The sequence below is a fragment of the Streptomyces sp. GQFP genome (assembly GCF_021545335.1).
GTDB lineage: Bacteria > Actinomycetota > Actinomycetes > Streptomycetales > Streptomycetaceae > Streptomyces.
Genome location: NZ_CP089312.1, coordinates 413,944 through 440,224, shown reverse-complemented (window position 1 = coordinate 440,224; position 26,281 = coordinate 413,944). Strand labels below are relative to the sequence as shown.

Below are 26,281 nucleotides of genomic sequence, written 5' to 3'. Positions count from 1 at the left end.
CGATCCCCTACGCCAGCTGCCGTCGCACGAGTTCGTGCAGCCGCCCGCCCGTGTCCGCCAGCAACTGCGCCGGCGGGCCCTGCTGGGCGACCTTGCCGTCCTCCATCACGATCACCCGGTCCGCGTCCAGCACCGTCGACAGCCGGTGGGCGATCACGATCCGAGTGGCGTTGAGGGCACGCGTGCTCTCGATGACGATGCGCTGGGTCTCGTTGTCCAGGGCACTGGTGGCCTCGTCGAAGAAGAGGATGCGCGGCCTGCGGATCAGCGCCTGCGCGATCATCAGCCGCTGTCGCTGGCCGCCCGAGATCGCGCCGCTGCCCTGGACGATGGTGTGCAGGCCCATCGGCATCCGCTTGATGTCCTCGGCGAGGCCCGCCATCTCGGCGGCGGCCATCGCTTCCTCCGGCGTGTAGGGCTCCGTACCGCAGATGACGTCCAGGATCGAACCCGTCATCGGCTGGGCGTGCTGGAGGACGACACCGCACTGGCGTCGTACGGCCGACTGGTCGAGGGCGCCCAGGTCCTGGCCGTCGTACAGCACACTGCCCGAGACCGGTTTGTCGAAGCCGATCAGCAGGCGCAGCAGGGTCGACTTGCCGCAGCCGCTGGGGCCGACGATCGCGACAAACTCTCCCGCCTTCACCTGGAAGGACACGTCGTCCAGGACGAGCGGGCCGTCGTCCGCGTAGCGGAAGGCGAGTCGGCGGGCCTCGATCGCGCCGGTCAGCACGCCGGGCCGGGTGCTCGCGACACGTACCTCCGGGGTGGCTTCGAGCACCGGCTTGATCTCCTCGTACAGCGGGAGCGCGGCCACCCCGGAGACGAAGGCGCCGGTCAGCTGGGTGACCGAGGTCAGCAGCATCGTCACCGACGTGTTGAAGGTGAGGAAGGCCGCCGCCGACATCTCACCGCGTGCCGGGCCTGCCAGCAGCATGAACATCAGCAGCGTGCAGATCGGCAGGTAGACGGCCCCCAATACCGTCGTGAGGTTCTTGATGCGGCCGACCTTCTGCTGGAGTTCGCGGCTGCGCGCGAACTCGCCCGCCCAGGCCGCGTACGCGTAGTTCTCGGCCGCCGCGACCCGCAGTTTGGGCAGTCCGCGCAGGGTCTGGAAGGCCTGGTTGTTCAGCTTGTTGGACAGGACGATCAGGCGCCGCTGCCAGCGGACCTGCCAGAGGCCAAGTCCCAGGAACACAGCGGCGATCACCACCAGCATGCCGATCGCGGCCAGCGCCATCGGGACGCTGTACCAGAGGAGCAGGCCCAGGTTCATCGCCGCGACCGTGACCGACTGGGTGACGACCGGGGCAACTCCCGCCAGCAGCTTGCGGATCGCGCTGATGCCCATCGCCGCACTCGCCAGCTCACCGGTCGAGCGCTCGGTGAAGAACTTCGTCGGCAGCCGCAACAGCCTGTCCCAGACAGCCGGTTGGAGCGTCGCCTCGATGCGGCCCTCCATCCGGAGCAGGGTGAGGTTCTGCATCAGCATGAAGGCCGCCGCCACCACACTGCTGATCATCACGGCCAGACAGAACTGCACGATCAGCGTGGTCTGCGCCTTCGGTACGAACTCGCCGAGCACCTTGCCGGTGGCGACCGGTACGAGCGCGCCGATCGCGATCGTCACCAGGCTGCTCAGCAGCAGATTCACCACATCGCCCCGGCTGCCGCCCATGCTGAACCGGAGCAGCCGCAGCGGGCTCATCCCGCGTTCGGGCAGTGGCCGGTAGAACATCACCGCCCGCTCCTCGAACTCCGCCGCGTTCGCCTTCTCCACCGGCGTCTCGCGTCCCGACGACGGCTGTACGGCCACGTAGCCGCCGCGCCGCCACAGCAGTGCGACCGGCGAGCCCGACAGGCTCCGGTGGCCGACCAGCGGGCCGACGTTGTCGTGCCACCAGCGCCCGTCGAGCCGGACGGCCCGGGTGCGTACGCGGGAGGCGAGCGCGATCCGTTCGACCGGGTCGAGCCGGTCGCTCTCGGTGCCGCTCTGGGCGGGCTCGGCGAGCGTGATCCCGGCCGCCCCGGCGACCAGCTTGCAGGCCGCGTACGTCGCGTCGGCGTCGGCGGCGGTCGTTCGCTTCGCCGACTGCTTGCCGATCGACGCCAGCAGGGTCCGGTCGGCCTGGGCGCGGACGGCCTCGCCCGCCTTGATCCCGGCCGCCGTACGGGTCTCGTGGCGGCGCTCCAGCTGCTCGATCCACCGGTCGAGGGTGGTGAGCAGCCGGTGCTGCTGGTCGACCATGCCCTGCCAGACCCCGGGGTCCATCAGCAGATCGGCGGCGGCCTCGGCGCCGTACAGCGACCCGTACTGCACGCTGCCCGGCGGGACCTGCATCCAGAACACGTCGTCGTCGGTGGGCGCGGCGGCCCGTTCCGAGGCCATCGGTGCCTGGAAGAGGACGGACATGCCGCGTCCGACGCCCAGGGCGAGGGCGTACTCCAGCGGGCTCGTCGCCGGCGGCACGTACTGGGCGTTGCCGTACTCGTCGTACGACCAGGTCTGGGTGTCCGGCTGCTGGTACAGCTCGCGCAGGTTGATGCGGTGCACCACGCAGTCGCGCACCGGGCGGGCGACCAGGGTGTGCTCCGGTCCGGTGACCGGGCCGAGCAGCAGCGCGCCCGCCTCAAGGCGGCCGATGTGGTGCCACTGGCCCTGCTCCACGGCGTCCACCGCGTACAGGTCGAGCGCGCCGGACGCGACCAGCCACAGCACCTGCGGGCCTTCGAGGTCGAGGCGGGTCTGCCCGGACAGGTCGTAACGCGTCCCCATCTGCCCGAGCGCGCCCAGGACGACATCGCCCCCGGAGACGTCGGAGACATCGGATACGGTCGTCATCTCATCGCTCCCTGACCAGCTCGGCGTACGCCCCGCCGGCCGCCACCAGGGCGTCGTGCCGCCCGCGTTCCACGATCGTGCCGTGCTGGAGCACGACGATCTCGTCGCTGTCCCGCACGGTGGAGAGCCGGTGGGCGATCACCACACAGGCGCAGCCGCGCTTGCGCAGGTTGTCGATCACCGTCTGCTCGGTCTCCGCGTCCAGGGCGCTGGTCACCTCGTCGAGGACGAGAATGCTCGGGTTGCGCACCAACGCCCGTGCGATCTCCAGGCGTTGCCGCTGTCCGCCGGAGAAGTTCCGCCCGTCCTGCTCGACCCGGCTGTGGATACCGCCCGGCCTGCGCGTGACGACGTCGTACAGCGCCGCGTCCTCCAGGGCCGCCACCACCGACTCGTCCGGGATCGACGGATCCCACAGCGCCACGTTGTCGCGGACGCTGCCCTCGAACAGGAAAACGTCCTGGTCGACGAAGGAGACGGAGGCCGCGAGCGCACCGCGCGGAATGTCGTCCAGGCGCTGTCCGTCGATACGGATGACGCCCTCCCAGGGGGCGTACAGGCCCGAAATCAGCCTGGAGACCGTCGACTTGCCACTGCCCGAGCCGCCCACCAGCGCCACCTGCTGACCCGGACCGACGGTCAGGTCGAAGCCGGACAGCAGCGGCTTGTCGAGGGGGCTGTAGCCGAAGGTGATGTTCTGCAGTTCGACGTGGCCGTGCAGTCGGCGTGTCGAATCGCCGCCGCCCGGCCGGTTGTACAACGGGTCCGCCTGGAAGTTCTCGACGTCCTTGAGCCGGGCCACGTCCGCCGCGAAGTCCTGGATACGGCCCGCCACACCGTTCAGGCGGGTCAACGGCGCCGTGAAACGCGTGACCAGGGCCTGGAAGGCGACCAGCAGACCCACGGATATATGGCCCTCGACGGCCCGCATCCCGCCGATCCACAGGATCAGCGCGCTGTTCAGCGTCGCCAGCGTCGGCGCGACCACACCCAGCCAGGCGCTCGGCACCCCGAGCCGCTGCTGCTCCTCCAGCGTGGTCGCGTGCTGCCCGGCCCACTTGCGGAAGTAGCCCTCCTCGCCGCCGGTCGCCTTCATGGTCTCGATCAACTGGAGCCCGGAATAAGCGGTGTTGGTCAACCGGGCCGTGTCCGCGCGGAGTTTGGCGGTACGGGTCGCCCGCAGCCGGATCACCACCCGCATGGCCACGATGTTCAGCAGCGCGACACCGATGCCGACGGCCGTCAACTGCGGGTCGTACGTATAGAGGAGCACCGCGTACAGCACGACGACGACCGCGTCGACGCCCGCCGCCGAGAGGTCGCGGGCCAGCGTCTCGGACACCGAGTCGTTCGACTGGAGGCGCTGCACCAGGTCGGCCGGGCTGCGCTGGGAGAAGAAGGTGACCGGGAGACGGAGGAGATGGCGCAGGAAGCGGGCGCTGCTCAGGGTCGAGGAGATGATGCGGCCGTGCAGCAGGTTCGCCTGCTGCAGCCAGGTCAGGACGAGGGTCAGCGCCACACACGCGCCCATCGACGCGAACAGCACGTTCAGCATCGAGGTCTGGCCGCCGATGAGGAACGTGTCGATGTAGGTGCGGCTGAGCGCGGGCATCGCGGCGCCCACCGCCACCAGCAGCAGACTCGCCAGGATCGCGGCGGGCATCGTGCCCGAAGTACCGCGCAGCCGGGCCGGCATGGCACCCAGGACACCCGGTTTGCGCCCGCCGCGCTCGAAGTCGGGGCCCGGCTCCATGACCAGGACGACTCCGGTGAAGCTGGAGTCGAAGTCCTCCATCGGCACGAACCGGCGGCCCTTGCCGGGGTCGTTGATGTACACCCCGCGCCGGCCGAGGCGGCGGCCCATGCCGTCGAAGACGACATAGTGGTTGAACTCCCAGAACAGGATCGCGGGCGCGTTCACCTCGGCGAGCGCGGCCGTGTCCATCTGCATGCCCTTGGCCGTCAGACCGTAACTCCGGGCCGCCTTCAGGAGGTTGCTCGCGCGCGAGCCGTCCCGGGAGACACCGCAGGAGATGCGCAGCTCTTCGAGTGGGATGTGCCGGCCGAAGTGCCCGAGGACCATGGCGAGGGAGGCCGCACCGCACTCCACGGCCTCCATCTGGAGGACGGTCGGCGTACGCACCGACTTGCCGCTGCCCTTGGGGACCGTGCGCCGGGGCGGGGCCGAGCGGCGCTTGGCCCGGGAGTTCTGTGCGGCACTCACGGCAGCAGCCAATCGACGGGACGCTGGTCGGCCAGCCGGATCGAACCCGAGGCCAGGGTCATGGAGGTGAGCCTGAACGGCGGACCGTCGGCCGAGGACCACTTGTAACCGCTCTTCGTGGCCGACGACTTGTCCAGCTTCACCAGGACGGCGACCGGCCGGCCCTTCTTGGTGAACTGCTCGCCGAGCTGGCTGTCCCCAAGAAACGCGCCGATCTGCTGCTGCGTCTGGGGAGCCCGGTCCACCGACTTCACATGGCCGCGCAGCACCCCGTACTGCTGGGTGGGTGCCGTCTGGACGGTCAGGTCGACGGCTGCGTTCGCGGGAATCGTGGCGGCGTTCTCGGCCGGGACGTACACCGTCGCGTACAGCGGATCGCTCGCGCGGGCGACCTTCTCGACGGCCGCGATGTTCGTGCCCGTGCCGATGATCTGGCCGATCGTGGCGGCGAGCGCGGTGAGCCGGCCCGCGGCGACCGAACGGACGACGGTGTCGCCGGAGGTCGTACGGACCTTCAGCACAGGCGAGTTGGCGGGCAGCTGGGCGCCCTCCTCGGCGAGCACCGCGGTGATCTGGCCGGAGACGGGGCTCTGCAGGACGTAACTGCCCTCCCCGTGCGTGAGGATGGCGGGCGCGCTCACCGTGGACGAGACGGATCCCGTGACCGCCCACACGGACGCGGCGGCCATGACGACCACCGTGACGGAGAGGACCAGCCAGCCCTGGGGGCGCGCGAAACGCACCGGAAGGTCCAGCTCTTCGGGCGACTGGAGCTTGGCGAGGGCCTGTTGGCGGAACTGCACGGGCTTTCCTCACCTGCGTGACGAAGACTTGCCTGAGAGAAGACTTGCCTGGGAAAGGCAGATGGGTTTGTGGCAACCGAGAGTCCCGGAACCGCGAAACGGTTCCGGGACTCAGCGGCACAAGGCGTCGATCAGAGACCGGCGACCAGGTTGGTGACCGCACCGGTGTTCAGGCCGGAGACACCCTCGACGGTGTCGACGACCGAGCCGACCAGCGGGAGCACGCCGGGGGCGACGCCGTCCACCAGGCCCGTGACGGTGCCGACAGCGTTCAGGGACAGACCGCCGGAGACGGCGTCGAGAGCGGCGTCCGAGAGCTCGGCGGTCGCAACCTGGGGGGTGGAGTTCATGTTGGAACTTCCCTTCGTATGGGTGTTTCAAGGGGGAGAGCGGCCCCCTCTGGGGACAGATGACGGCCGCGACCGCAGGGCCGGTCAGGCTCGTTTCCGGAACCTGTTCGGCCCCTGCGATGCGATGGATCAAAGCACGCCCGCACGGCCGTCTTCCAATCAACCAACCGCCTCACCAGGGCACTTGAGCCCCACGGGCCCCAAACCGTGAGGGCGTGCGCACGGCTTGGCGGCGACTTCTTCACATACCCCACGGCTTCGGCGCACCCAGGCCCTTGCGGCCGGGCATGCGGGCCGGTCATGGGTGCGCGACCGAATCGGACAGTCCGCCATCAAAGGCGTGGCGTGTAACGAGCGGATGTGCGGAACCGGAGTGTGCGGTGACCTCGCTGAGTATTCGATGTGCAGATTCCCTGGAGCCTGGATTCGTATCGGTTTGACCGACACAAAGCCACGAGGCGATTACGGAAAGTGTTTCGCTGTGCCTTTCCTGTGCGTCGGCTTGATCGGGAAGCGAGATGCGGGCGAGCGTCGGTGGCCGAGGGGACCGGCTCGATCCGGACATCGGATCCGGTCACCGCGCACGGCTATGTCGGGGCCCGCGGGGTGCGGTCAGGGGGACGAAGGCCCTGTGTGCAGCCGGTGTCGCGTCACCGGCGAGGTGTCCGCGCCGGCCGCCGGAGTCTGCCCCGAACGACCGCTCCCACCAGGGCATTCGCCGCAGTTTGCGGTGCCGGCCCGACTCCTCGGCGGTCAGGCCGGGATCGACTGCTCAGAGGGCGAAGCCGGTGGAATGGATCTTGTCTGCTTCGGCAGGCGTCATCGGCATATGGGTGGTTGTTCCCGGCGGCTCTCGGTCAGGCCCTGGCAATGGCCGATTCGCTGTTTCGCAAAGGGAGTTGGCAAACGCGTTTGAACGCCCCACGTGAACCGTCCGTACCTACAGCCATCCAGGCGCCCCAGTCGGTCGCCGAGAACGATCGGCGGCTAAGACCCCGCCCCGCAGGAGGTCAAGAAGTTGAGTCACAAGCGAGTTCCGAAGCGTAAGGCCGCGATAGCGGTGGGCAGTGTCGCGGCGATCGGCGCGGCGGCACTGCTGCTGCCCAATGCCATGGCGTCCCAGACCGACGCTGCGGAAGATGCGGCTCCGAAGACCCTTCAGGCGACGGCTGCCTCGGATCTGGCCTCGCAGCTCGAGGAACTGCTCGGGGACGCCTTCGCGGGCTCCTACTACGACGCCGACAAGCAGCAGCTCATCATCAACGTCGTCGAGGTCGAGGGTGACAACAACAACGTCATCATCCAGGCCAAGAAGGCCGGAGCCGCAGTCCGCGAGGTCGAGAACAGCGTCGCCGAGCTGAAGGCGGGCGCGCAGACGCTCAAGGCCGAGGCGACCATCCCGGGCACCGCCTGGTCCGTCGACCCCCGGACCAACAAGATCCAGGTCACCGCCGACAGCACGGTCACCGGCGCCAACTGGGACACCATCGAGTCGACCGTCCAGAGCCTCGGCACGGGCATGGCGACCATCAAGAAGAGCGCGGGCACCTTCAAGCCCCTCGTGGAGGGCGGCGACGCCATCTTCGGCGGCGGCGCCCGCTGCTCCCTCGGCTTCAACGTGGCGACCGCGGACGGCACGCCCGGCTTCCTGACCGCCGGTCACTGCGGTGTCGCCGCGGCCGAGTGGTCGGACGCGGAGGGCGGCGCCGCGATCGGCACCGTCGAGGCGGCCACCTTCCCGGGCGACGGTGACTTCGCACTCGTGAAGTACGACGACCCGGCGACCGTGGCCGACAGCACCGTCGACGTCGGCGGCGGCCAGACCGTCGACATCCTCCAGGCCGCCGAGGCCGAGGTCGGCCAGCAGGTCTTCCGGATGGGCTCCACGACGGGCCTCAACGACGGCGAGGTCACCGGCCTCGACGCCACCGTGAACTACCCCGAGGGCACGGTCACCGGCCTCATCCAGACCAACGTCTGCGCGGAGCCCGGCGACAGCGGCGGCTCGCTGTTCACCCAGGACGGCAGCGCGATCGGCCTGACCTCCGGCGGCAGCGGCGACTGCACGGTCGGCGGCGAGACCTTCTTCCAGCCGGTCACCACGGCCCTTGAGGCCGTCGGCGCCACCCTCGGCGCGGCTGACGCCGGTGCCGGCGAGGAGGCCGGTGCGGGCGAGGAAGCCGGCGCCGGTGAGGAAGCGGGCGCGGGCGAAGAGGCCGGCGCTGGTGAAGAGGCCGGTGTGGGCGAGGAAGCCGGCGCCGGTGAAGAGGCTGGTGCCGGTGAGGAAGCCGGTGCGGGCGAAGAGGCCGGACTCGGTGAAGAGGTCGGCGGTGACGAACTCGGCGGTGTGGACGACCAGGCCACCGAGGGCGTGGACGACGGCACCGGTCTGGAGACCGAAGGCCACTGACCGGCCACACCACCAGTAGTACCGGCCGCCAGTGAAACGGTCCGGCCCTCCGGCGGGAGGGCCGGACCGTTCTGCGTAAGGGGGCCTCCGGCGGATTGGCAGCGACCCCCGTCGGCGCAGGTGTGCGTGACATGGCCCCGGCCTCGCCCTGTCGGCCCGACGACCGTGGGAGACCGGCCGCGCAGGGCGGCCCGGCACGGCGGCTGTCACGTCGCCGGACGCCCTTGGCGCAGGTACGCGTCGCATGTCCCGAGCCTCGCCCTGTACCCCGGGCGGCCCAGGGCCACCGGCGTGCAGGCCCCTCCCGCATGGCGGCTGTCGCCTCTCCGGACGCGTCCTCGTGGCAGGTGTGCGTCGCATGTTCCGGGCCTCGCCCTGCGCCCCGGGCGGCCCTGGGCCACTGTCGTGCAGGCCCCTCCCGCAGGGCGGCTGTCACGTCCTCGGCTCAGGTGGGCGTCGCACGGCCCAGGGCCCACCTGCGTGCTTGCCCCTCCCGTAGGGCAGCCGTCGCCTCTCCGGACGCGTCCTAGGTGGGAGAGCCGTCAGTTCTCCGGTCGTGTTCTCAGTAGCAGCAGCGCGATGTCGTCCGCCCGGGCCGTCGTCCCCGCGCCGAACTCCACCAGTCCGTCGGCGAGTTCGTCCAGGGGGCGGTCGCCGGTCTCCGCGAGTCGCCGCCCCAGGGCGGCCAGTGCCTCGTCGATGTCGACGCCCGGGGACTCGATCAGGCCGTCGGTGTACAGGGCCAGGACCGAGCCCGGTGGCAGCTTGACCTCCGTCGTCGGGTACGAGGCCGAGGCGTCGATTCCCAGGAGCGGACCCCCGGCCAGATCCAGGACCCGTACCTGACCGTCCGGGCGTCTCAGCAGCGGCTGCGGATGCCCCGCACGGGCCATCACGGCCCGCCCGGATCCCGGGTCCAGCCGCAGATACAGACAGCTGGCGAACAACTCGGTCCCGAGGTCGATCAGCAGCCGGTTGGTGCTGCTCATGACCTCCTCCGGGTCCTGACCGACGGTCGTGTACGCCCGTACGGCCGTACGGAGCTGACCCATCAGGCCGGCCGCCGTCACGTTGTGCCCCTGGACGTCCCCGATCACCGCCGAGGCCCGCCCGTGCGAGCACACCAGGTCGTAGAAGTCGCCGCCGATGTCCATGCCCTGGGTGGCGGGCAGATAGCGCGCCGCGGCCTCGAATCCGGGCAGCGACGGCAGGGAACTGGGCAGCAGGGCGGCCTGCAGACCATGCGCGACGCGGTGCTTGGCGTCGTACAGCAGAGCCCGCTCCAGGGCCTGGGCGATCAGACCGCCGAGACTGGTCAGGACGGCGCGCTCGTCGGCGGGGAACGCGTGCCGTTCCGCGTACCCCAGTACGCACGTGCCCACCGGCCGCCCGGACGCGATCAGCGGGAGATACGCCCAGGCCGCCATCGTCCCGGGCACCTCCCGTACCGCCGGATACAGCCGGTCCAGCTGCCCCCGCGACTCGAAGAAGGCGGGCACACCGGTGGTGAGGACCTGTGTCCCCGGGGTCTGCTCGGTCAGCGGCAGTCCGTCGAAGCGTTCCACGAGCTCCGGGTCCTCGAATCCCCGGTGTCCGACCACGTGCATGCGCCCGCCCCGCGAGCCCAGCATGACCAGGGTCTGGCAGCCCACCGCCGGCATGATCTCGTCCGCGACCAGCTGGACGACGTCCTGGACGCCCGCCGCCTCGGTGAGCGCCCCCGCCAGGGACAGCACCTGCGAGATCGTGACCAGGCTGGACGGGCCGCCCGGCCGACGCTCCGCCCGGTCCAGCTCGGCCACCGCCCGCGCCCTGGTGATCCGGACGCTCAGCCCGGTCGTGCTCGGGTACAGCTGGAACGACAACCAGTCGCCGGGCGAGCGCAGTGCCACGAACGAGGTGACGTGCAGACTCAACAGCGCGGCGCGGTAGCGGTCCTCGTACACCGGATCGTTCAGCCAGGGCACCGACCCCCACAGCCGGCCGCCGAGCAGCCCGCTCGCGGGGATCCCCAGCAACTCCGTGGCGGCGGCGTTGACGAAACCGACCCGCCCGTGCAGATCGAGCGAGCACAGCCCGTACGGCAGCCGCGACACCATCCGCGCCGCCTCGACCGAGCCGAGGGTGTCGGCCACCGGCGTGCCCGGCCAGGCGGCCAGGAGATCCGCCTCGGGCCGCAGCGTACGGTGCTCGGCGACGGCCCGCTCCAGCCGCAGCGCCAGCCGGTCGCCGGCCGCGGTCAGCCGCTCCCGCTCCCGGTCCGACACCTCCGGCGGGTGCGAACCGGGCCAGGTCACGAAGACCGCCCCGTACACAGTCGAGTCGGTCGCCACCGGTACGGCGGCCAGCGCGAAGGGGTAGGGCAGCACGACGGCGACCCGCGGAAACAGCCGGGCCATGTCCTCCTCGCCACCCACCCACACGAACCGCCGTTCACGCGCCGCCTGGGCGACGGGCACCGGCGAACCGAGCCCGACCCGCTCCCACGGCGCCGCGAACGTCCGGGGCAGCCCCGCCATGACAGCCATCTCCAGCACGGACTCACCGGGCGCCAGCAGATACACCGCGCCCGCGTGGGCCTGGACGTCGTCCATCATCCCGGCCAGCGCCAGCGACAGCAGCGGCCTGCCGAACGCCGCGGAGCCGCTGCCGCCCGGCCGCCCACGTCCGGAGACCTGCGCATCGCCCACCCGGACCACCTCCTCACCGGACCGGGCCCTCCCGGCTCAAGGCTCCCTCCACTCACCCCGTCCCGCACGGCGAACGTCCCGCCGCCCTCGCTACCCCCTCTGCCCCGGCTCATGTCCTCGTCGGTGAAGCGCGAGTCCCAGCGCGAAAGCGCCGCGCATGCGCTCCCGCGCACCTTGTTGGCCGGTTTTGCGCGCCCTTGAGCTGCCGCAAGCCCCGAAATCGGGGCACGCGACACCGGTGAACCGGCAGACGCGACGGAGGGAGCCGCAGTGATCAGGGTGCTTCTGGTGCACGACGCGAGTCTGGTGCGGTCGGTCCTGGCGGAGTGGCTGCGCAGAGAGCCCGATCTCGGGGTGTGCGGCACCTCCTGGCACGGCGCGCCGGGCAGAGCGAGGCTGATGCGCCCCGATGTCTGCGCGGCGGACCTGGACAGCTCGGACACCTGCGGCATCCCCGCGCTGGGCGAACTGCGCGCCTGCGGTACGGCCGGGCCTGCGCCGCGACTGCTGGTGCTCGCCAGCGCCGACAGACCCGGCCTGCTGAAACGGGCGGCCGAGGCGGGCGCGCTGGGCTATGTCGACAAGGACAGGGAGGGGTCGCCGGAGCGGCTGGTGTCCGGCATCCGGAGCGTCGCGGCCGGCGAACGGTTCGTCGACGCCTCGCTCGGCCTCGGGTTCCTCAGAGCCACGCAGATCCCGCTCACCAGACGTGAGCTGAGCGTCCTGTCACTCGCCGCGGAGGGGGCGTCCGTCGCGGAGATCGCCGGCTGTCTGCACCTGTCCCACGGCACCGTGCGCAACTACATGGCGGCCATCACCCGCAAGACCGGGGCCCGCAACCGTATCGACGCCATCCGTATCTCGCAGGGCGAGGGCTGGCTCTGACGGTCCCGGCACGGCCGACCAGCTGCCCACGAGGTCGCGGTAGAGGGGCGAGCGCTCCAGCAGTTCGTCGTGCGTCCCGTACGCGTTCTCCCGGCCGTCCATCAGGAGGACACGGTCCGCCCGGCGCGCCGAGGCGATCCGGTGCGCGACCACGACCAGGGTCGTGCCGGGCCGGCAGGCGAAGGCCCGCTCGGCGCGTTCCTCGGCCTCCGGGTCCAGATGGCAGGTCGCCTCGTCGAGGAGCACCACACCGGCGTACGAGAGGAAGGCCCGGGTCAGCGCGATCAGCTGCCGTTCGCCGTCCGACAGCGCGGCCGGCACGACCGGGGCCCCGGGTCCGCCGTGCCGGCCGAGGAGCGGGGCGAGCCCGACGGCCTCGGCGGCGGCCAGCAGCTCGGACTCGGGCACGGGATCCGGCCGCAGACAGCCTAGGTTCTCGGCGAACGTCCCGCTGAACACGTACGCCTCCTGCGGGATGAGGACCCGGTGCGCGTGGGCGGTGTCGCCGGGCACCGGATGCCCGCACAGCCGGATCGCGCCCCGCTGGGGTAGCAGGAGACCCGCGGCCAGGGACACGAGGGTGGACTTGCCGATGCCGCTGGGGCCGACGACGGCGAGGCGCGCGCCCCGGGGCACGCTGAGGGTGAGGTCCTCGACGACGGGTGCGCAGGCGGGGCCGTAGGCGAAGGTGAGGCCGGAGAGTGCCAGGGCCGGTGTCCCCGGCGGGGCGGGGACGGGGCGGGCGTCCTGCGGGATGCCGTCGGCCGCCGCCGGACCGGGCGGCACCAGGCGGCGCAGGACCACCGCGAGCCGGGAGCCGCTGGTGCCCAGGCCGTGGACCAGGTTCTGCAGGGCGGGCAGCAGGGACTGGGTGACGTAGGCGAGCGCGCCGACCAGGGCGCCGGGCGTGACGCCGTGGCGCAGCAGCCAGGGCGCGGTCAGCAGCAGCAGGACGACGGGGAGCTGTCCGCCGACGGCGATCGACGCCACCCGGGGCACGCCCCAGCGGGCCAGCGAGCGGGCCGCCGACAGCTCGGCGTCGATCCGCGTGCCCGCGTCCGCCGCCACCCACTCCTCCGCGCCCCCCGCGGTGACGTCCCGCAGCCCCGCGCAGACGTCCCCGAGACGGTCGGCGAGACGTTCGTCGGCGACGAGGAAGGCTTCCTGGCGGTGGGCCAGCGGGCGCATGCTCGCCATGAAGAGGCCCACGCCGACGGCCAGCGGGGGAGCGACCACGAGAAGCAGGGGTGGCGCGAGCGAGCCCAGCCCGATCAGCGCGCCTGCGGCCGTGAAGACGAAGGACCGGGACACCATCACCACACCGGCGAAGGTGTCCCGGGCGATCTCCACCTGCTGGGTCAGCGCGGAGAGGGCCCCGCCGTCCGCTTCCCGCACCCCGCGCGCCACCACCCGCTCCACGAGCCGGTCCCGCAACGGCTCGACGAGCGCGGCGACCGCCTCGTACACCCGTCCGGTGCCGTAGGCCCCGACGGCGACCGCGAGCGCGGCGACCCCGAGCCACCCGAGCCCGATGTCCGTGCGATCGCGCAGGAACCCCTCGTCGAGGGCGCGGGCGAGGGCGTACCCCATGAGGAAGGTCTGCGCGGTCTCCAGCAGGGACCACAGCACGAGCCGCGCGACGACGCGCCGGTGCCGCAGCAGGAACCGCAGCCCACGTCGACGAAGCCCACCGCTTCCGGGCGCCCGCGTCCCGACACCGCCGCTGTCGGCCGGCCACCGCCGGACGCCGCGCCCCCGCGGACCGCGCGGCGGGCTGCCGGGGCCTCGGGCCGCCGACGGTGGGGCGCTGTCGTCCGGGGTGCCGGGATTGCCGGCCGGCGGTGGGGCGTCGCCGCCCGGGGTGCCGGAGCCGGCGGCCGCCTGGTGCGGGGCGTCGTCGTTGCGGGGACCGTGCGGCTGGCTGCCGGGGTTGGCGACCGGCTGTGGCGGGGCGTCGCTGTTGCGGGGACCGTGCGGCTGGCCGCCGGGGTTGCCGACCGCCTGCGGCGGGGCGCCGTCGTCCCGAGGTCCGTGTGGTCGGCTGCCGGGGGCGCCGGTCGTCCGTGGTGGGGCGTTGTCGTCCTGGGTGCTGCCGGGTCGGATGCCGGGACCGGTGTCGGGCGGGCGTCGTCGGGCATTCTCAGCCTCCGGCAGGGGTCCGTGTGGTCGGCCGTCGGGGGCGCCGGTCGTCCGTGGTGGGGCACTGTCGCCCGGGGCGCTGCCCGGTCGGATGCCGGGACCGGCGTCGGGCAGGCGTCGCCGGGCATCCTCAGCCTCCGGCATCCGCGAACACCTCCCTGTAGCCCCTCTCCCGCCACAGTTCCGCGTGCGTCCCCACCGCCCGCACCCGCCCCCCGTCCAGCCAGGCCACCGCGTCCGCGCGGGCCGCGGTGGAGACCCGGTGGGCGACGAGCACACGGGTGCTGCCGGGGGAGTGGCGCAGCAGCGCCTCGGTGACCTGGTGTTCGGTGACCGTGTCGAGGCTGGACAGCGCGTCGTCGAGGACGAGCAGTCTGCTGTCGCGGGCCAGCGCCCGGGCGAGGCCGAGGCGCTGCCGCTCGCCCCCGGAGAGGGGCGCGGTCCGGCAGGGGGTGGCGTAGCCGTCGGGCAGCCGGCGCACGAAGGTGTCGGCGCGGGCGGCGGCGGCGCCGGCCTCGATCCGGCCGGGTGACGCGGTCCGGACGCCGAAGCCGATCGTGTCCGCGACGGTGTCGCCCAGCAGGGCGGGGCGTTCGAAGGCACAGCCGATCGCACGGCGCAGCTCGTCGTGGGTCAGTTCGGGCAGCGGTACGCCGTCCAGGAGCACGGTGCCGTCGTCGGGATCGGCCAGGCGTCCGGCGAGGGCCGCGAGAAGGGACTTGCCGGCGCCGGAGCGGCCGACCACGGCGAGTGTGCCGCCGCCGGGCACAACCAGGTCGACGCGGTCCAGGAGGGTACGTCCGCCGCGTCGGGCGGTGACCCCGCGCAGCTCCAGCCTCCCCTGCCCCGGCGGCAGCCGGCGGCCCCCGTACGCCGGTGCCGGCTCGGCCAGCAGCTCGCCGAGGCGCCGGGCCGACGCCCGGGCCCTGACCAGCCCCGACAACTGCCCGACCAGGACACCGACACCGGCCGCCAGGACGGCGTACCGTGAGGCGGCGAGCATCTCGCCCACCGTCAGCCGGTCGCGGACCAGCAGGACGCCCGCCACGGCCACCACCCCCAACTGCAGCAAGGGGGCCAGGGCGACCGCCCGGGCCGCCGCGCGTCCCTGGACGTGCCACATCCGGCGGCCCGCCGCGGCGAGTTCGGGCAGGGGCCGCAGGACCCTGGCCACCTCGCGGTCCGCGGTCCCGCACGCGGCGATGGTGCGGGCCCCGCCGATCGCCTCCGCGAGCCCGCTCGCGATCCGCCCCTGGGCGTTCTGGTAGTCGGCCGCACACCGTGACGAGTCCTGGGTGAAGGCCCGCAACAGGAGGAACAGAACCGGCGCCCCGGCGAGGAACACGGCGGCCAGCCACGGGTCGAGCAGACCGAGCGCCACCACCGCCCCGACCGGCCCCGCGAGCGCGGCCAGCAGCGCGGCGAGGGCGGCGGGCGCGGTCCCGGCCTGCGCGGCGTTGCCGACCAGCCGGGTCACCAGTTCGCCGGACCCGAAGCGCTCCCCGGCCCGTGGCCCCACGGCGAGCAGATGCCGGGTCAGCCGATACCGCAGCCAAGCCGTCGCGCGGGCGGTCGTGGCCGCGCCCAGCACCGTCTCGACGGCGTCGAGCACGGCGAGCAGCAGGACGAGACCGGCGCACCACAGGACCCAGCGCATGGCTCCCGTACCATCCGGGCGGGCCAGCAGCAGGTCGAGGGCCCGCCCCAGGAACAGGGGCAGGGCGAGGCTCAGCCCGGTCGAGGCCGTGGCCACCAGGAACAGGACAGCGCTGCGCGCCCCGGTGCGGCGCACGGTCGCGCGCAGCGGCGAGGCGGTGTCCTCGGACGCGGCAGGCCGGTCGTGGGTGGCTGTCGTCATGCGGGCGGACCCTCCGACGGGGGTGACGGACCGCCGGGCGGCCCTCCACAGGTGGAGTGACCGCCCGGCGTCCCTGTCCGAGGTGCTCAGAGACAGAGGGTGACGCTGGCCGCGCTCACGCAGGACAGCAGGCTCAGTGTGCTGTTGGCGCCGGTGGCGGAGTGGTCGTCGGACTCCATCGTCTGAAGGTCGAGCAGTGCCATGTCGGATCCTTTCGGGTGATCCCGGTGAACCCGGCGGTCCGGGTTCCGGTGGGGACGGGTGTCGCGTCACGACTCCGGGTGCGGAGCCGCGTCATGGGGCCGCTGTGGCGGCGGGAGGAAGGGCAGAGCGGCGGGGGCCGTGTTGTCGAGGGCCGCGCCGAGCGCGAGCAGACACCCCGCGGTCCCGGTGCCCAGGTCCATGGAGAGGCGCATCATCTGGTTCCCGGGGAAGGCCAGTTGGCCCTGGTACGGCATCGCGTACCAGCCGAGCCCCGCGATCTGTTCCCGCAGCCGCGCCTCGGGGGCGCCGGTACGGGCGAGGTGCAGGATCATGCCGGCCCGGCCCTGGAACAGCCCGGGCTGCGCGTAGAAACGTGAGGCGGCGGACGTCAGGATCCGGGCCCGGGCCCGCTCGAAGTCCTCGTACCCGTCGGTGTGCGTCGCGGAGCGCCCCTCGGGCGCGCCGAGCGCCAGGTAGTCGTCGAGGACCAGACCGATCCCCACGCTGCCCTCTGCGAGGTACGGCATGGTCCGCCACCCCTCGTCGACCTCCAGGCCGCCGCCCCGCTGTACGACGCAGCAGTCCAGGTCCCGGCGCAGCGCCGTGCCGGCCGCGTCGAGCAGTGCGGGGTCGCCTGTGACCTCGTACTGCCGGAGGAACAGCAGCGCGGGCCCGCTCGCGCCGCGTAACAGCCCGGCGCGCCTCTTCGGCGGGTCCGGGAGCGGCTCGGCCAGTCGGCCCACCAGGATGTCCGTGACGTCCTGGGCCCGTTCGGCCAGCGCCTTCTCCCCGGTCGTCCGCGCCAGCCGGCCCAGGACCAGGCCAAGCCCGGCGAGGCCGCCGCGCAGGTCCGAGGAGAGCTTGTGCCACTTCTCCCCGAGGACGACGTCGATCAGGTCCAGCGCACGCCCCTGGTGCCCGAGCAGGTCGAGCACATGGGCGACGCCCGCGAGACCGTCGTACAGGCCGAGCGGCGTGCCCACCGGCACCGGGTCGGTGTGGGCCAGCAGCCAGCGTTCGCCCTCCTCGTAGCGCTCGGCGCCCGCCTGGGACAGCGCGTACAGCACCCCGGCCGCGCCGTGCGCGAGCCCGAGGCCGCCGCCGTCGGAGAACTGGGTGATGTCGCCGGGGAAGAGCCGGTCGTCCCGGTCGGGGGTGGCGGAGGCGAGGATCGCCTTCACCATCGAGTCACGGCTGAACGGCCAGTCGCCGGGCTCGACAGGCGTGACGGGCGACGCCGACACGGAGCGGCCGGGCTCCCGCGCGGACACCTCACGGGTGATCTCGGCGACCGCCTCGTCCAGGAACTCCCGCGGTACGTCCGGGAACTGGCCGGCGATCACCTCGGCCAGGTGGGCCGCCTTGCCGCGGTCCACCACGAACAGGGTGGTCAGGGGCAGGAAGAGCGCGAGCCGCAGACAGGCCAGGGCGTACCGGTCGACGTCCTCGCCCCTGCGGTCGGGAGGGGCGAAGAACCCGGGGTGGGCGACGATCTGGCGGCCCCGCTCCTCGGACGGTGCCGCCGCCTCGAAGTCGACCAGGGACACCGACTCCTCGTCGGGCGCCACCATGATGTTGAAGATGTGCAGGTCGTTGAAGACGATCCCGCGCGCGTGCACCGCCTCGACGACCTCCTCGACCGCGCGATGGATGCGCAGCGCCCACCGCGTGTAGTCGGCCACCGCCCCCGGATCCGGGTCGTGGGTGAGCAGGGGGTGCCGCTCGGCGAAGAAGGCGTTGAGCGGGCGTCCCTCGATGAAGTCCATGACGAGGAAGCGGTGGTCACCGAGCGTGAACCAGTCCCGCACCCGAGGCACCGTCCCGAGCCCGGACACCCGCTCCAGCGCGGCACGTTCGCGCTCCAGCCGGGTGATCGCGTCCGCGCCGTCGGCCGCCAGCCCCGCGTGCGGACGCCCCTCCTTCAGAACGACCCGGCGCCCGTCCCGCGTGTCGGTGCCCACGTACACCCCGCCGCCGTTGGAGAAGTGGAGCGCCTTCTCGATGCGGTACGGCAGGTCGGCGACCGTCGTGGCGTTGCGGGCCGCGAGCTGCTCCTCCAGGAACGCGGGCAGCCGCACCCACTCCGGGACCTGGAAGGAGGGCGCGCGCCGGTCCGGCACCAGCCGCCCCTCGCCGTCCCGGACCGCGGGCACCAGCGAGCCCCGCTCGTCGACCACGAAGGAGCGTGCGAATGCCCCGTAGCGGACGTACAGCGGACCCTCCCGCCAGCGCAGATCGGTGAGGATGTACGGCCCCTCGCAGCCCTCCAGCAGTGCGCCCAGCTCGGTCAGCACCAGGTGCAGCGCGTCCTCGTCCGCCGGATAGACGGTCACGAACTTCCCGCTGCCGTCCCGGCCCGCGTACTTGGTGTTCCGCAGATGCAGCAGATGAGGGCCCGGTAAGAACTTGAACGGGATGCCGCGCGGCACGCAGTAGTCCCACACCGCCCCGGCGATCCGCTCCGCGTTCGTCCGGGTGGCCGACGCGTGCACCTTCCAGCCCTGCGTGGGTCCGGGCAGCGGGTCGCCGTCCGGGCCGAGCGGCGTCAGGGCCAGCCAGTCGCCGATCCGCCCCGTCCGCCACCCCTCCGGCACCGCACGGCGCGCCGTCTCGAACAGGGGAGCGACCTTGCCCGGTGCGGACAGCCGGTCGGGCGTCTCGTAGAAGTGCCGGTCGGCCAGTGCGTACACCTCGTACCGCTGGTCCATGCCCACCTCCTCGATGGCTGGCACCGAGCCTTCCAGCCCGGGGGCGGGCGCCGACAGTCACGGCTGTCATGAGGCCACCGTGCGGAACGCACAGGTGCGGTCATGGGCGCCGACTGGGCCGACCGGTGCCGTCGGAACGGCACAGGGGCTGCGCCCGCGCCCCATACGCGCTGTAATGACGACGTGGTCAGTGAGGACGCGAGACGCGGCACGAGAACGTTGCGTGCCGAACTTGCCCTCAAGACGCTCCCCGCCGACCTCGACCCCCGGGAGTACCTGCGCCGCGTCCTCGAACAGGCGCTCGTCTTCGCGGATGTGGCCACCGCCGCCGTGTACACCCCCGGTGATGCCGGTGAGCTGCTGTGTCTCGTCGAGTCCGCCGGGGTGCCCCGCACGCTGTACGGCCTGCGCGACAGCTACGCGGTGGCCGGCGGATCGCCCGCCGCCGAGGCTCATCGCACCGGCAGGCCCGTCTGGTTCGGGCCCGGCGAACTCGCCGACTGCGCCGAGTCACGGCGGATGCCGACCGCCGACGTCCACCTGGCCGCCCTGCCGGTCCGCGCGGGGGCGGCCGTCGGTGACGGCGGCTGTCTGCTCGCCGTGACGGAGAGTCCCGGCGGCTTCGACGACGACGCCCGGGACTGTCTCGCCCTGCTCGCCGACGCCGTCGCCTGGCCCGCACCGATCGCCGCCGGGGATCAAGGCGAACTTCCGGCCAACTCCTTCAGCCTCGCCATGGACACCGGCCGGGTCGAGGTCGGCGACGAACTCCTCGAACTGTTCGCGCTCGACCGCACCGACTTCGACGGCAAGGTCGAGACCCTGCTCGGCCTGACCGTGCCCGAGGACCTGCCCTCCCTGATGTCCGTCGTCGAGGCCGACCACATGTCCATCGGCGACCGCGAACTGGAGTTCCGGGTGCTCCAGCCCGCAGGACCCCCCAGGTGGCTGCGGCTGCGCGGACGGCTCGTGACCGGCGGGGAGGGCCGGCCCGCCCGGCTCGTGGGCACCGTCGGCGACGCCTCCACCCTGCGCTCCGGCGTCACCGACGTGGCCCGCGTCCAGCGCCTCGCCGCCGCCCTGGCCACCGCCGGGACCGTCCGCGACGTCAGCCAGGCCGTCGTCACCGCGCTGCGCGAACCGCTGCGGGCCGACCGGATCGCCCTCGCCGAACTGGAGAACGACCGGCTCGTCGTCACCGTCCTCGACCCGCCCGAGCCCGAGGTCTGGCCCGAGTCGTGGCGTCTGGAATGGCGCTCCGAGTGGCCCGAGTCCCCCGTCCGTTCCATGCCCACGCTGGCCGCCGCCCTGCGCGAGGGCCGCGCGGCGATCTGGCCCGCCGGTACCGAGATGGAGCCCGCGCTGGACGGCGTCGGCCCCGGCGGTCTCGCCGTACTGCCGCTGCCCGCGGGCGGCCGGATGGCCGGCCTCTGCCTGATCGGCTGGGACAGCCCGCACGAGTTCGGCACCGACGAACGCGCCCTGCTCACCGCCGCCGCAGGCCTCGCCGGCCAGGCCCTCACCCGTGCCCACGCCTTCGACGCCGAACACGAACTCGTCGGCATGCTCCAGCGCTCCCTGCTGCCCCGCCGCCTGCCCAAACTGCCCGGTGGGGTCGCCGAGGCCCGCTACCTGCCGACCACCGAGGGCCTGGAGGTCGGCGGCGACTGGTACGACGTGATCCCGCTCCCCGACAACCACGTCGCCCTCGTCATCGGCGACGTCCAGGGCCACAACGCGAGCGCCGCCACCCTCATGGGCCAGATGCGCACCGCCCTGCGCGCCTACGCCGTCGAGGGCCACCCGCCCGACGTCGTCGTCTCCCACTCCAACCGGCTCCTCGCCGACATGGAGACCGACCTCTTCGCCACCTGCTGCTACGTCGAGGTCGACATGGAGGAGGGCACCGCCTGGTACGTCCGCGCCGGCCACCTCCCCCCGGTCGTCCGCCACCCCGACGGCACCACCGAGGTCGCCGAGTCCGACGTAGGACCCCCGCTCGGTGTGCTGCCCCGGGCCGACTTCCCGATGAGCATGCTGCGCCTCCAGCCCGGCACCCTGCTCGCCCTCACCACCGACGGCCTCGTCGAGTCCGCGGAGACCGACATCGAGGACGGCTTGGCCGCCCTCGCGGCCGACCTCGCCGCCGCCGATCCCGCCCACCTCGGCCTGGTCGCCGACGCCCTGCTCGCGGGCGCCAACCGCAACGACGACGTGGCCCTGCTCCTGCTGCGCTACGACGGCATGGAAAAGCGCCCGCTGCGCGAGAGCTGGACCGTGTGGCGGGTGCCCGAGGCGGTCCGGCACGCCCGCCGCTTCAGCAAGCGCACCCTGCGCACCTGGAGCCTGTCCGGCGAGGCGGGCGCCCAGGAGCACCTCGAGGAGAACATGGACACCGTGCTCCTCGTCGTCTCCGAGCTGGTCACCAACGCCCTCGTGCACACCGACGGCCAGGTCCGCCTCGACCTCACCCTCTTCAACGGCCGGCTGCGTGTCGCCGTCGCCGACAACTCGCCCCGCACCCCCATCAGACCCACGAACCTCGGCTGGGAGGCCACCGGCGGCCGGGGCATGCTCCTGGTCGAGGCCATGTCGGCGGCCTGGGGAACCGTCCCGGTCAGCGGCGGCAAACAGGTGTGGAGCGAGATCGTGCTGGAGCCCTGACGGGCACCCGCGCCCGTCACCCGGAGGCACCGGACACGCACCCGTGCCGGTCACCCAGAGGCACCGGATATTACGTACCGGGAAATCGAAGCTAGGGTGAACGGATGAAGGCTCTCGTGCTCTCCGGCGGCGCCGGCACACGGCTTCGGCCGATCACCCATACCTCGGCGAAGCAGCTCGTGCCCGTGGCCAACAAACCCGTGCTGTTCTACGGCCTGGAATCCCTCGCCGACGCGGGCATCACCGAGGTCGGGATGATCGTCGGTGACACCGCGGCCGAGATCGAGGAAGCGGTCGGCGACGGATCGAAGTTCGGCCTGAAGGTCACCTACATCCCGCAGGAGAAGCCCCTGGGCCTGGCCCACGCGGTGCTGATCGCCCGGGACTTCCTCGGTGACGACGACTTCGTCATGTACCTCGGCGACAACTTCATCGTCGGCGGCATCAGCGCCCTCGTCGACGAGTTCCGCGGACTGCGTCCGGACGCCCAGATCCTGCTCACCCAGGTGCCCGACCCGCGCTCCTTCGGCGTCGCCGAACTCGACGCGGACGGCCAGGTGATCGGCCTGGAGGAGAAGCCGGAGCACCCCAAGAGCGACCTCGCGCTCGTCGGCGTGTACCTCTTCACCCCGGCCATCCACGACGCCGTACGCGCCATCCGCCCGTCCTGGCGCGGCGAGTTGGAGATCACCCACGCCATCCAGCACCTCATCGACACCCGGTCCGACGTACGATCCACGCTCATCAAGGGCTACTGGAAGGACACGGGGAACGTCACCGACATGCTGGAGGTCAACCGCATGGTCCTGGAGGGCCTGGAGCGGCGGATCGACGGCGACGTGGACGACGCGTCCGAGACCATAGGGCGTGTGGTGATCGAGAAGGGCGCGAGCATCACCCGCTCCCGGATCGTCGGACCCGTCGTCATCGGCGCCGGAACCGTCGTCAGCGACTCCTACGTCGGACCGTTCACCTCCCTCGCGGAGAACTGCCGGATCACCGACAGCGAGCTGGAGTTCTCCATCGTGCTGCGCGACTCGTCCATCGCCGGGGTGGGCCGCATCGAGTCCTCGCTCATCGGCCGGCATGTCGAGGTGACCCCGGCCCCCAGTGTTCCCAGCGCCCACCGACTCGTCCTCGGAGACCACAGCAAGGTGCAGATCCATTCATGAACCTCCTCGTCACCGGCGCCGCCGGATTCATCGGCTCCATGTACGTCCGCAACCTCCTCACGTCCGACGCCCCCGAGGCGCCCCGGATCACGGTGCTGGACAAGCTCACGTACGCGGGCACCCTGGAGAACCTGCCGGCCGGGCATCCCCGGCTGAAGTTCGTCCAGGGCGACATCTGTGACGCCGAACTCGTCGACAAACTGATGGCCGAGGCCGACCAGGTGGTCCACTTCGCCGCCGAGTCCCACGTGGACCGCTCGATCGACGGCGCCGCCGACTTCGTCCGCACCAACGTGGTGGGCACCCAGGTGCTGCTTGACGCGGCCCTGCGCTACGGCGTCGGCCCCTTCGTGCACGTCTCCACCGACGAGGTGTACGGCTCGATCGAGACCGGCTCCTGGCCGGAGACCCACCCGCTGGCCCCCAACTCGCCCTACTCGGCGTCGAAGGCATCCTCCGACCTGCTCGCCCTCGCCTACCACCGCACCCACGGCCTGGACGTGCGCGTCACCCGCTGCTCCAACAACTACGGGCCGCACCAGTTCCCCGAGAAGGTCATCCCGCTCTTCGTCACCAACCTCCTCGACGGCAAGAAGGTCCCGCTGTACGGCGAGGGCCTCAACGTCCGCGACTGGCTGCACGTCGACGACCACTGCCAGGGCATCAACCTCGTGCGCACCGGCGGCCGGCCCGGCGAGGTCTACAACATCGGCGGTGGCACGGAACTGAGCAACAAGGAACTCACCGGGCTGCTCCTCGAAGCCTGCGGCGCCGACTGGGACAGCGTCGAGTACGTCGAGGACCGCAAGGGCCACGACCTGCGCTACTCCGTCGACTGGAGCAAGCTCCACGACGAGCTGGGCTACACCCCGCGCCACGACTTCGCCGCCGGTCTCGCCGCCACCGTCGCCTGGTACCGCGACAACCGCGCCTGGTGGGAGCCCCTCAAGCAGCGCGTCGGCACCACGGAGAAGCAGGTCAAGGGATGAAGTGGCTGGTCACCGGCGCCGCCGGCATGCTCGGCCGCGACACCGTCGAGGAACTCCTCGGGCGCGGTGAGGACGTCGTGGGTCTCGCCCACGCCGCCCTGGACATCACCGACCCCGACGACGTGCGCCGCGTCCTCACCGAGCACCGGCCCGCCCTGGTCGTCAACTGCGCCGCCTACACCGCCGTCGACGACGCCGAGACGGACGAGGACACCGCGCTCCGCATCAACGGCGTCGGCCCGCGACTGCTCGCCCAGGCCTGCGCCGAGCACGGCGCCCGGCTCATCCACGTCTCCACGGACTACGTCTTCGACGGCGAGACCCGCAGCACCCCGTACCCCGAGGACCACACCCCGGCCCCGCGCACGGCCTACGGCCGCACCAAACTCGCCGGTGAGCAGGCCGTCCTGGCCACGCTGCCCGACGCGAGCGTCGTCCTGCGCACGGCTTGGCTGTACGGCGCCCACGGCGGCAACTTCGTGCGTACGATGATCGAACTGGAGGCGCGTCGGGACACCCTCGACGTCGTCGACGACCAACGCGGCCAACCCACTTGGAGCGCGGACGTCGCCGTACGCATCGCCGACCTCGGACCCCGCATCGGTCCCGAGGTGAACGGTATTCTCCACGCCACCAACTCCGGCGAGGCAACCTGGTTCGAGCTGGCGCGTGAGGTGTTCCGCCTCGTCGACGCCGACCCGGACCGGGTGCGCCCCACCACCAGCGCGGCCTTCGTCCGGCCCGCACCCAGGCCCGCATACAGCGCCCTCGGCCACGGCCGCTGGCAGCAGACCGGTCTCGGACCCCTCCGTGACTGGCGTACCGCCCTGCACGAAGCACTGCCACACATCCGCAAGGAGATTTCCTCGTGAAACGTCATGAGTTCCTCCGGGAGCTCCACAAGGTCAGCGCGAACAGGAACTACCTGGAGATCGGCGTCAACGACGGCCGAAGCCTGACCCTGTCCCGGGTACCCAGCATCGCGATCGACCCCGCGTTCAAGGTGGTCTCCGAGATCCGCTGCGACGTCCATCTCGCCAAGGCCACCAGCGACGACTTCTTCGCCCGGCAGAACCCCCTCGCCCACCTCACGGGCGGCCGGCACCCGCTGCGCAACCTGGCCCGCAACCGCAGCCCGTTCGGCTACTGGCAGCGCACCACGCTCGACCTGTCGTTCATCGACGGCATGCACCTGTTCGAGTACGCGCTGCGCGACTTCATCAACGTCGAGAAGCACTCGGACTGGGCCAGCGTCATCGTCCTCGACGACATGCTGCCGCGCAGCATCGACGAGGCCGCCCGCGACCGGCACACCAACGCCTGGACCGGCGACGTCTACAAGCTGATCGAGATCCTCGCCCGGTACCGCCCCGACCTGGTCACGGTCCTCGTCGACACCGCGCCCACCGGACAGCTCATCGTCTTCGGCGCCGACCCCGACAACACCGTGCTCTCGGACAAGTACGACGAGATCATCGCGGAGTTCGAGGTCGCGGACCCGCAGAAGGTCCCCGAGAGCGTCCTGGAGCGCACGCCGGCCGTCAAGCCGGAGACCCTGGTCGAGGCCGCCTTCTGGGCCCCGCTCGTCCGCTCCCGCAACCGTGGCACGAAGCGCGGCAAGGGCTGGGAGCAGCTGCGCCGCAGCCTGGAGCCGCTGAGCACCAGCCGCTGACGTCAGAGTGAACAAATCCCTGGGCCCGGCAGCTCATCAGCTGCCGGGCCCAGGGATTTCGTATGGGTCGGTTACTGCTTGTCGCGCAGGCCCGCGTAGTAGGCCGCGCAGTCCGCGTACGACGGCAGCAGCCCGGACCGCTCGGCCTCCGCCAGCGTGGGCGCCTCGGCGTCCTTCTCGGACAGCACCGGCTCGATGCCCTCGGGCCAGGCGATGCCCAGCGCCGGGTCGAGCGGATGCAAGCCGTGCTCACGGCCCGGCGCGTACCCGGTCGAGCACAGGTAGACGACGGTGGCGTCGTCGGTGAGCGCCATGAAGGCGTGCCCGAGCCCCTCCGCGAGGAACACGGCGTGCCGGGTGTCGTCATCGAGGCGTACGGCCTCCCACTGCCCGTAGGTGGGCGAGCCGACCCGGATGTCCACCACGACGTCCAGGACCGCGCCGCGCACGCACGTCACGTACTTGGCCTGACTCGGCGGTACGTCGGAGAAGTGCACCCCGCGCACGACGCCCCGGCGTGAGACCGAGCAGTTCGCCTGGGCGAGGGAGAGGTCGTAGCCGGTGGCCTCGCGGAACTCCTCGCCCCGGTACCACTCGTGGAAGCTGCCCCGGTCGTCCGGGAAGATCTTCGGCTCCAGTACCCAGGCGCCTTCGATGTCCAGTGCGCGCAT

16 protein-coding genes and 1 pseudogene are annotated in these 26,281 nt (G+C 72.1%); 7 read left to right on the top strand and 10 right to left on the bottom strand.

Annotated features, from left to right (window positions below; genetic code table 11):
• Positions 1-7: 7 nt before the first annotated feature.
• The 4 genes from LUX31_RS02025 to LUX31_RS02010 form a co-directional block, all read right to left on the bottom strand.
• Positions 8-2,842 carry an NHLP bacteriocin export ABC transporter permease/ATPase subunit gene (locus LUX31_RS02025; RefSeq protein ID WP_235472779.1) on the bottom strand — a complete coding sequence of 945 codons (2,835 nt, stop codon included), beginning with the start codon at positions 2,840-2,842 and terminating at the stop codon, positions 8-10.
• Between the two features lies 1 nt (position 2,843).
• Entirely contained in the window at positions 2,844-5,066 is a 2,223-nt protein-coding gene (locus LUX31_RS02020) for an NHLP family bacteriocin export ABC transporter peptidase/permease/ATPase subunit (protein ID WP_235472778.1), read from the bottom strand.
• The gene (locus LUX31_RS02015; RefSeq protein WP_235472777.1) at positions 5,063-5,869 is read right to left on the bottom strand and encodes an HlyD family efflux transporter periplasmic adaptor subunit; all 807 of its coding nucleotides are present in this window, start codon (positions 5,867-5,869) and stop codon (positions 5,063-5,065) included. Before LUX31_RS02015 ends, LUX31_RS02020 begins: the two co-directional genes overlap by 4 nt.
• A 131-nt stretch (positions 5,870-6,000) precedes the next feature.
• A complete protein-coding gene (locus LUX31_RS02010; RefSeq protein WP_235472776.1) occupies positions 6,001-6,219 on the bottom strand; it encodes a type A2 lantipeptide in 219 nt (72 codons plus the stop codon).
• Positions 6,220-7,237: 1,018 nt separating this feature from the next.
• Between LUX31_RS02010 and LUX31_RS02005 the strand changes: the two genes are divergently transcribed.
• Positions 7,238-8,629 carry a S1 family peptidase gene (locus LUX31_RS02005; RefSeq protein WP_235472775.1) on the top strand — a complete coding sequence of 464 codons (1,392 nt, stop codon included), beginning with the start codon at positions 7,238-7,240 and terminating at the stop codon, positions 8,627-8,629.
• Positions 8,630-9,171: 542 nt separating this feature from the next.
• Here the strand turns inward: LUX31_RS02005 and LUX31_RS02000 are convergent.
• Entirely contained in the window at positions 9,172-11,226 is a 2,055-nt protein-coding gene (locus LUX31_RS02000) for a SpoIIE family protein phosphatase (protein WP_235479769.1), read from the bottom strand.
• Between the two features lie 363 nt (positions 11,227-11,589).
• Here LUX31_RS02000 and LUX31_RS01995 point away from each other — a divergent pair, with 363 nt between their 5' ends.
• Positions 11,590-12,204: a response regulator transcription factor gene (locus tag LUX31_RS01995; RefSeq protein WP_235472774.1), complete on the top strand. Its 615-nt coding sequence runs from the start codon at positions 11,590-11,592 to the stop codon at positions 12,202-12,204.
• A 285-nt stretch (positions 12,205-12,489) separates the two neighbouring features.
• On the opposite strand, the pseudogene LUX31_RS01990 reads toward LUX31_RS01995, so the two are convergent.
• From LUX31_RS01990 to lanKC, 4 genes and pseudogenes are all read right to left on the bottom strand, one after another.
• Positions 12,490-13,392: pseudogene (locus tag LUX31_RS01990) on the bottom strand (ATP-binding cassette domain-containing protein); the annotation flags it as partial.
• A 1,081-nt stretch (positions 13,393-14,473) separates the two neighbouring features.
• Positions 14,474-16,201, bottom strand: a complete 1,728-nt coding sequence (locus LUX31_RS01985; RefSeq protein ID WP_235472773.1) for an ABC transporter ATP-binding protein — start codon at positions 16,199-16,201, stop codon at positions 14,474-14,476.
• An 86-nt stretch (positions 16,202-16,287) separates the two neighbouring features.
• On the bottom strand, positions 16,288-16,404 hold the full coding sequence (locus LUX31_RS01980) for a SapB/AmfS family lanthipeptide (protein ID WP_235472772.1): 117 nt from the start codon (positions 16,402-16,404) through the stop codon (positions 16,288-16,290).
• 66 nt (positions 16,405-16,470) lie between these two features.
• Positions 16,471-19,113, bottom strand: a complete 2,643-nt coding sequence (lanKC, locus tag LUX31_RS01975) for a class III lanthionine synthetase LanKC (protein WP_235479768.1) — start codon at positions 19,111-19,113, stop codon at positions 16,471-16,473.
• A 183-nt stretch (positions 19,114-19,296) separates the two neighbouring features.
• Between lanKC and LUX31_RS01970 the strand changes: the two genes are divergently transcribed.
• The 5 genes from LUX31_RS01970 to LUX31_RS01950 all read left to right on the top strand — a co-directional run bounded on the left by LUX31_RS01970 (position 19,297) and on the right by LUX31_RS01950 (position 25,610).
• Complete coding sequence (locus LUX31_RS01970) at positions 19,297-21,777, top strand: SpoIIE family protein phosphatase (protein WP_235472771.1); 2,481 nt, start codon at positions 19,297-19,299, stop codon at positions 21,775-21,777.
• 104 nt (positions 21,778-21,881) lie between these two features.
• Positions 21,882-22,949, top strand: coding sequence for a glucose-1-phosphate thymidylyltransferase (locus LUX31_RS01965; RefSeq protein WP_235472770.1), 1,068 nt, complete (start codon positions 21,882-21,884; stop codon positions 22,947-22,949).
• The gene (gene rfbB, locus LUX31_RS01960) at positions 22,946-23,938 is read left to right on the top strand and encodes a dTDP-glucose 4,6-dehydratase (protein ID WP_235472769.1); all 993 of its coding nucleotides are present in this window, start codon (positions 22,946-22,948) and stop codon (positions 23,936-23,938) included. The genes LUX31_RS01965 and rfbB overlap by 4 nt, the downstream gene beginning before the upstream one ends.
• The gene (gene rfbD / locus LUX31_RS01955) at positions 23,935-24,810 is read left to right on the top strand and encodes a dTDP-4-dehydrorhamnose reductase (RefSeq protein ID WP_235472768.1); all 876 of its coding nucleotides are present in this window, start codon (positions 23,935-23,937) and stop codon (positions 24,808-24,810) included. The genes rfbB and rfbD overlap by 4 nt, the downstream gene beginning before the upstream one ends.
• Positions 24,807-25,610, top strand: a complete 804-nt coding sequence (locus LUX31_RS01950; RefSeq protein WP_235472767.1) for a class I SAM-dependent methyltransferase — start codon at positions 24,807-24,809, stop codon at positions 25,608-25,610. The genes rfbD and LUX31_RS01950 overlap by 4 nt, the downstream gene beginning before the upstream one ends.
• 71 nt (positions 25,611-25,681) lie before the next feature.
• Here LUX31_RS01950 and rfbC read toward each other — a convergent pair whose 3' ends face one another.
• Complete coding sequence (rfbC, locus tag LUX31_RS01945) at positions 25,682-26,281, bottom strand: dTDP-4-dehydrorhamnose 3,5-epimerase (RefSeq protein ID WP_235472766.1); 600 nt, start codon at positions 26,279-26,281, stop codon at positions 25,682-25,684.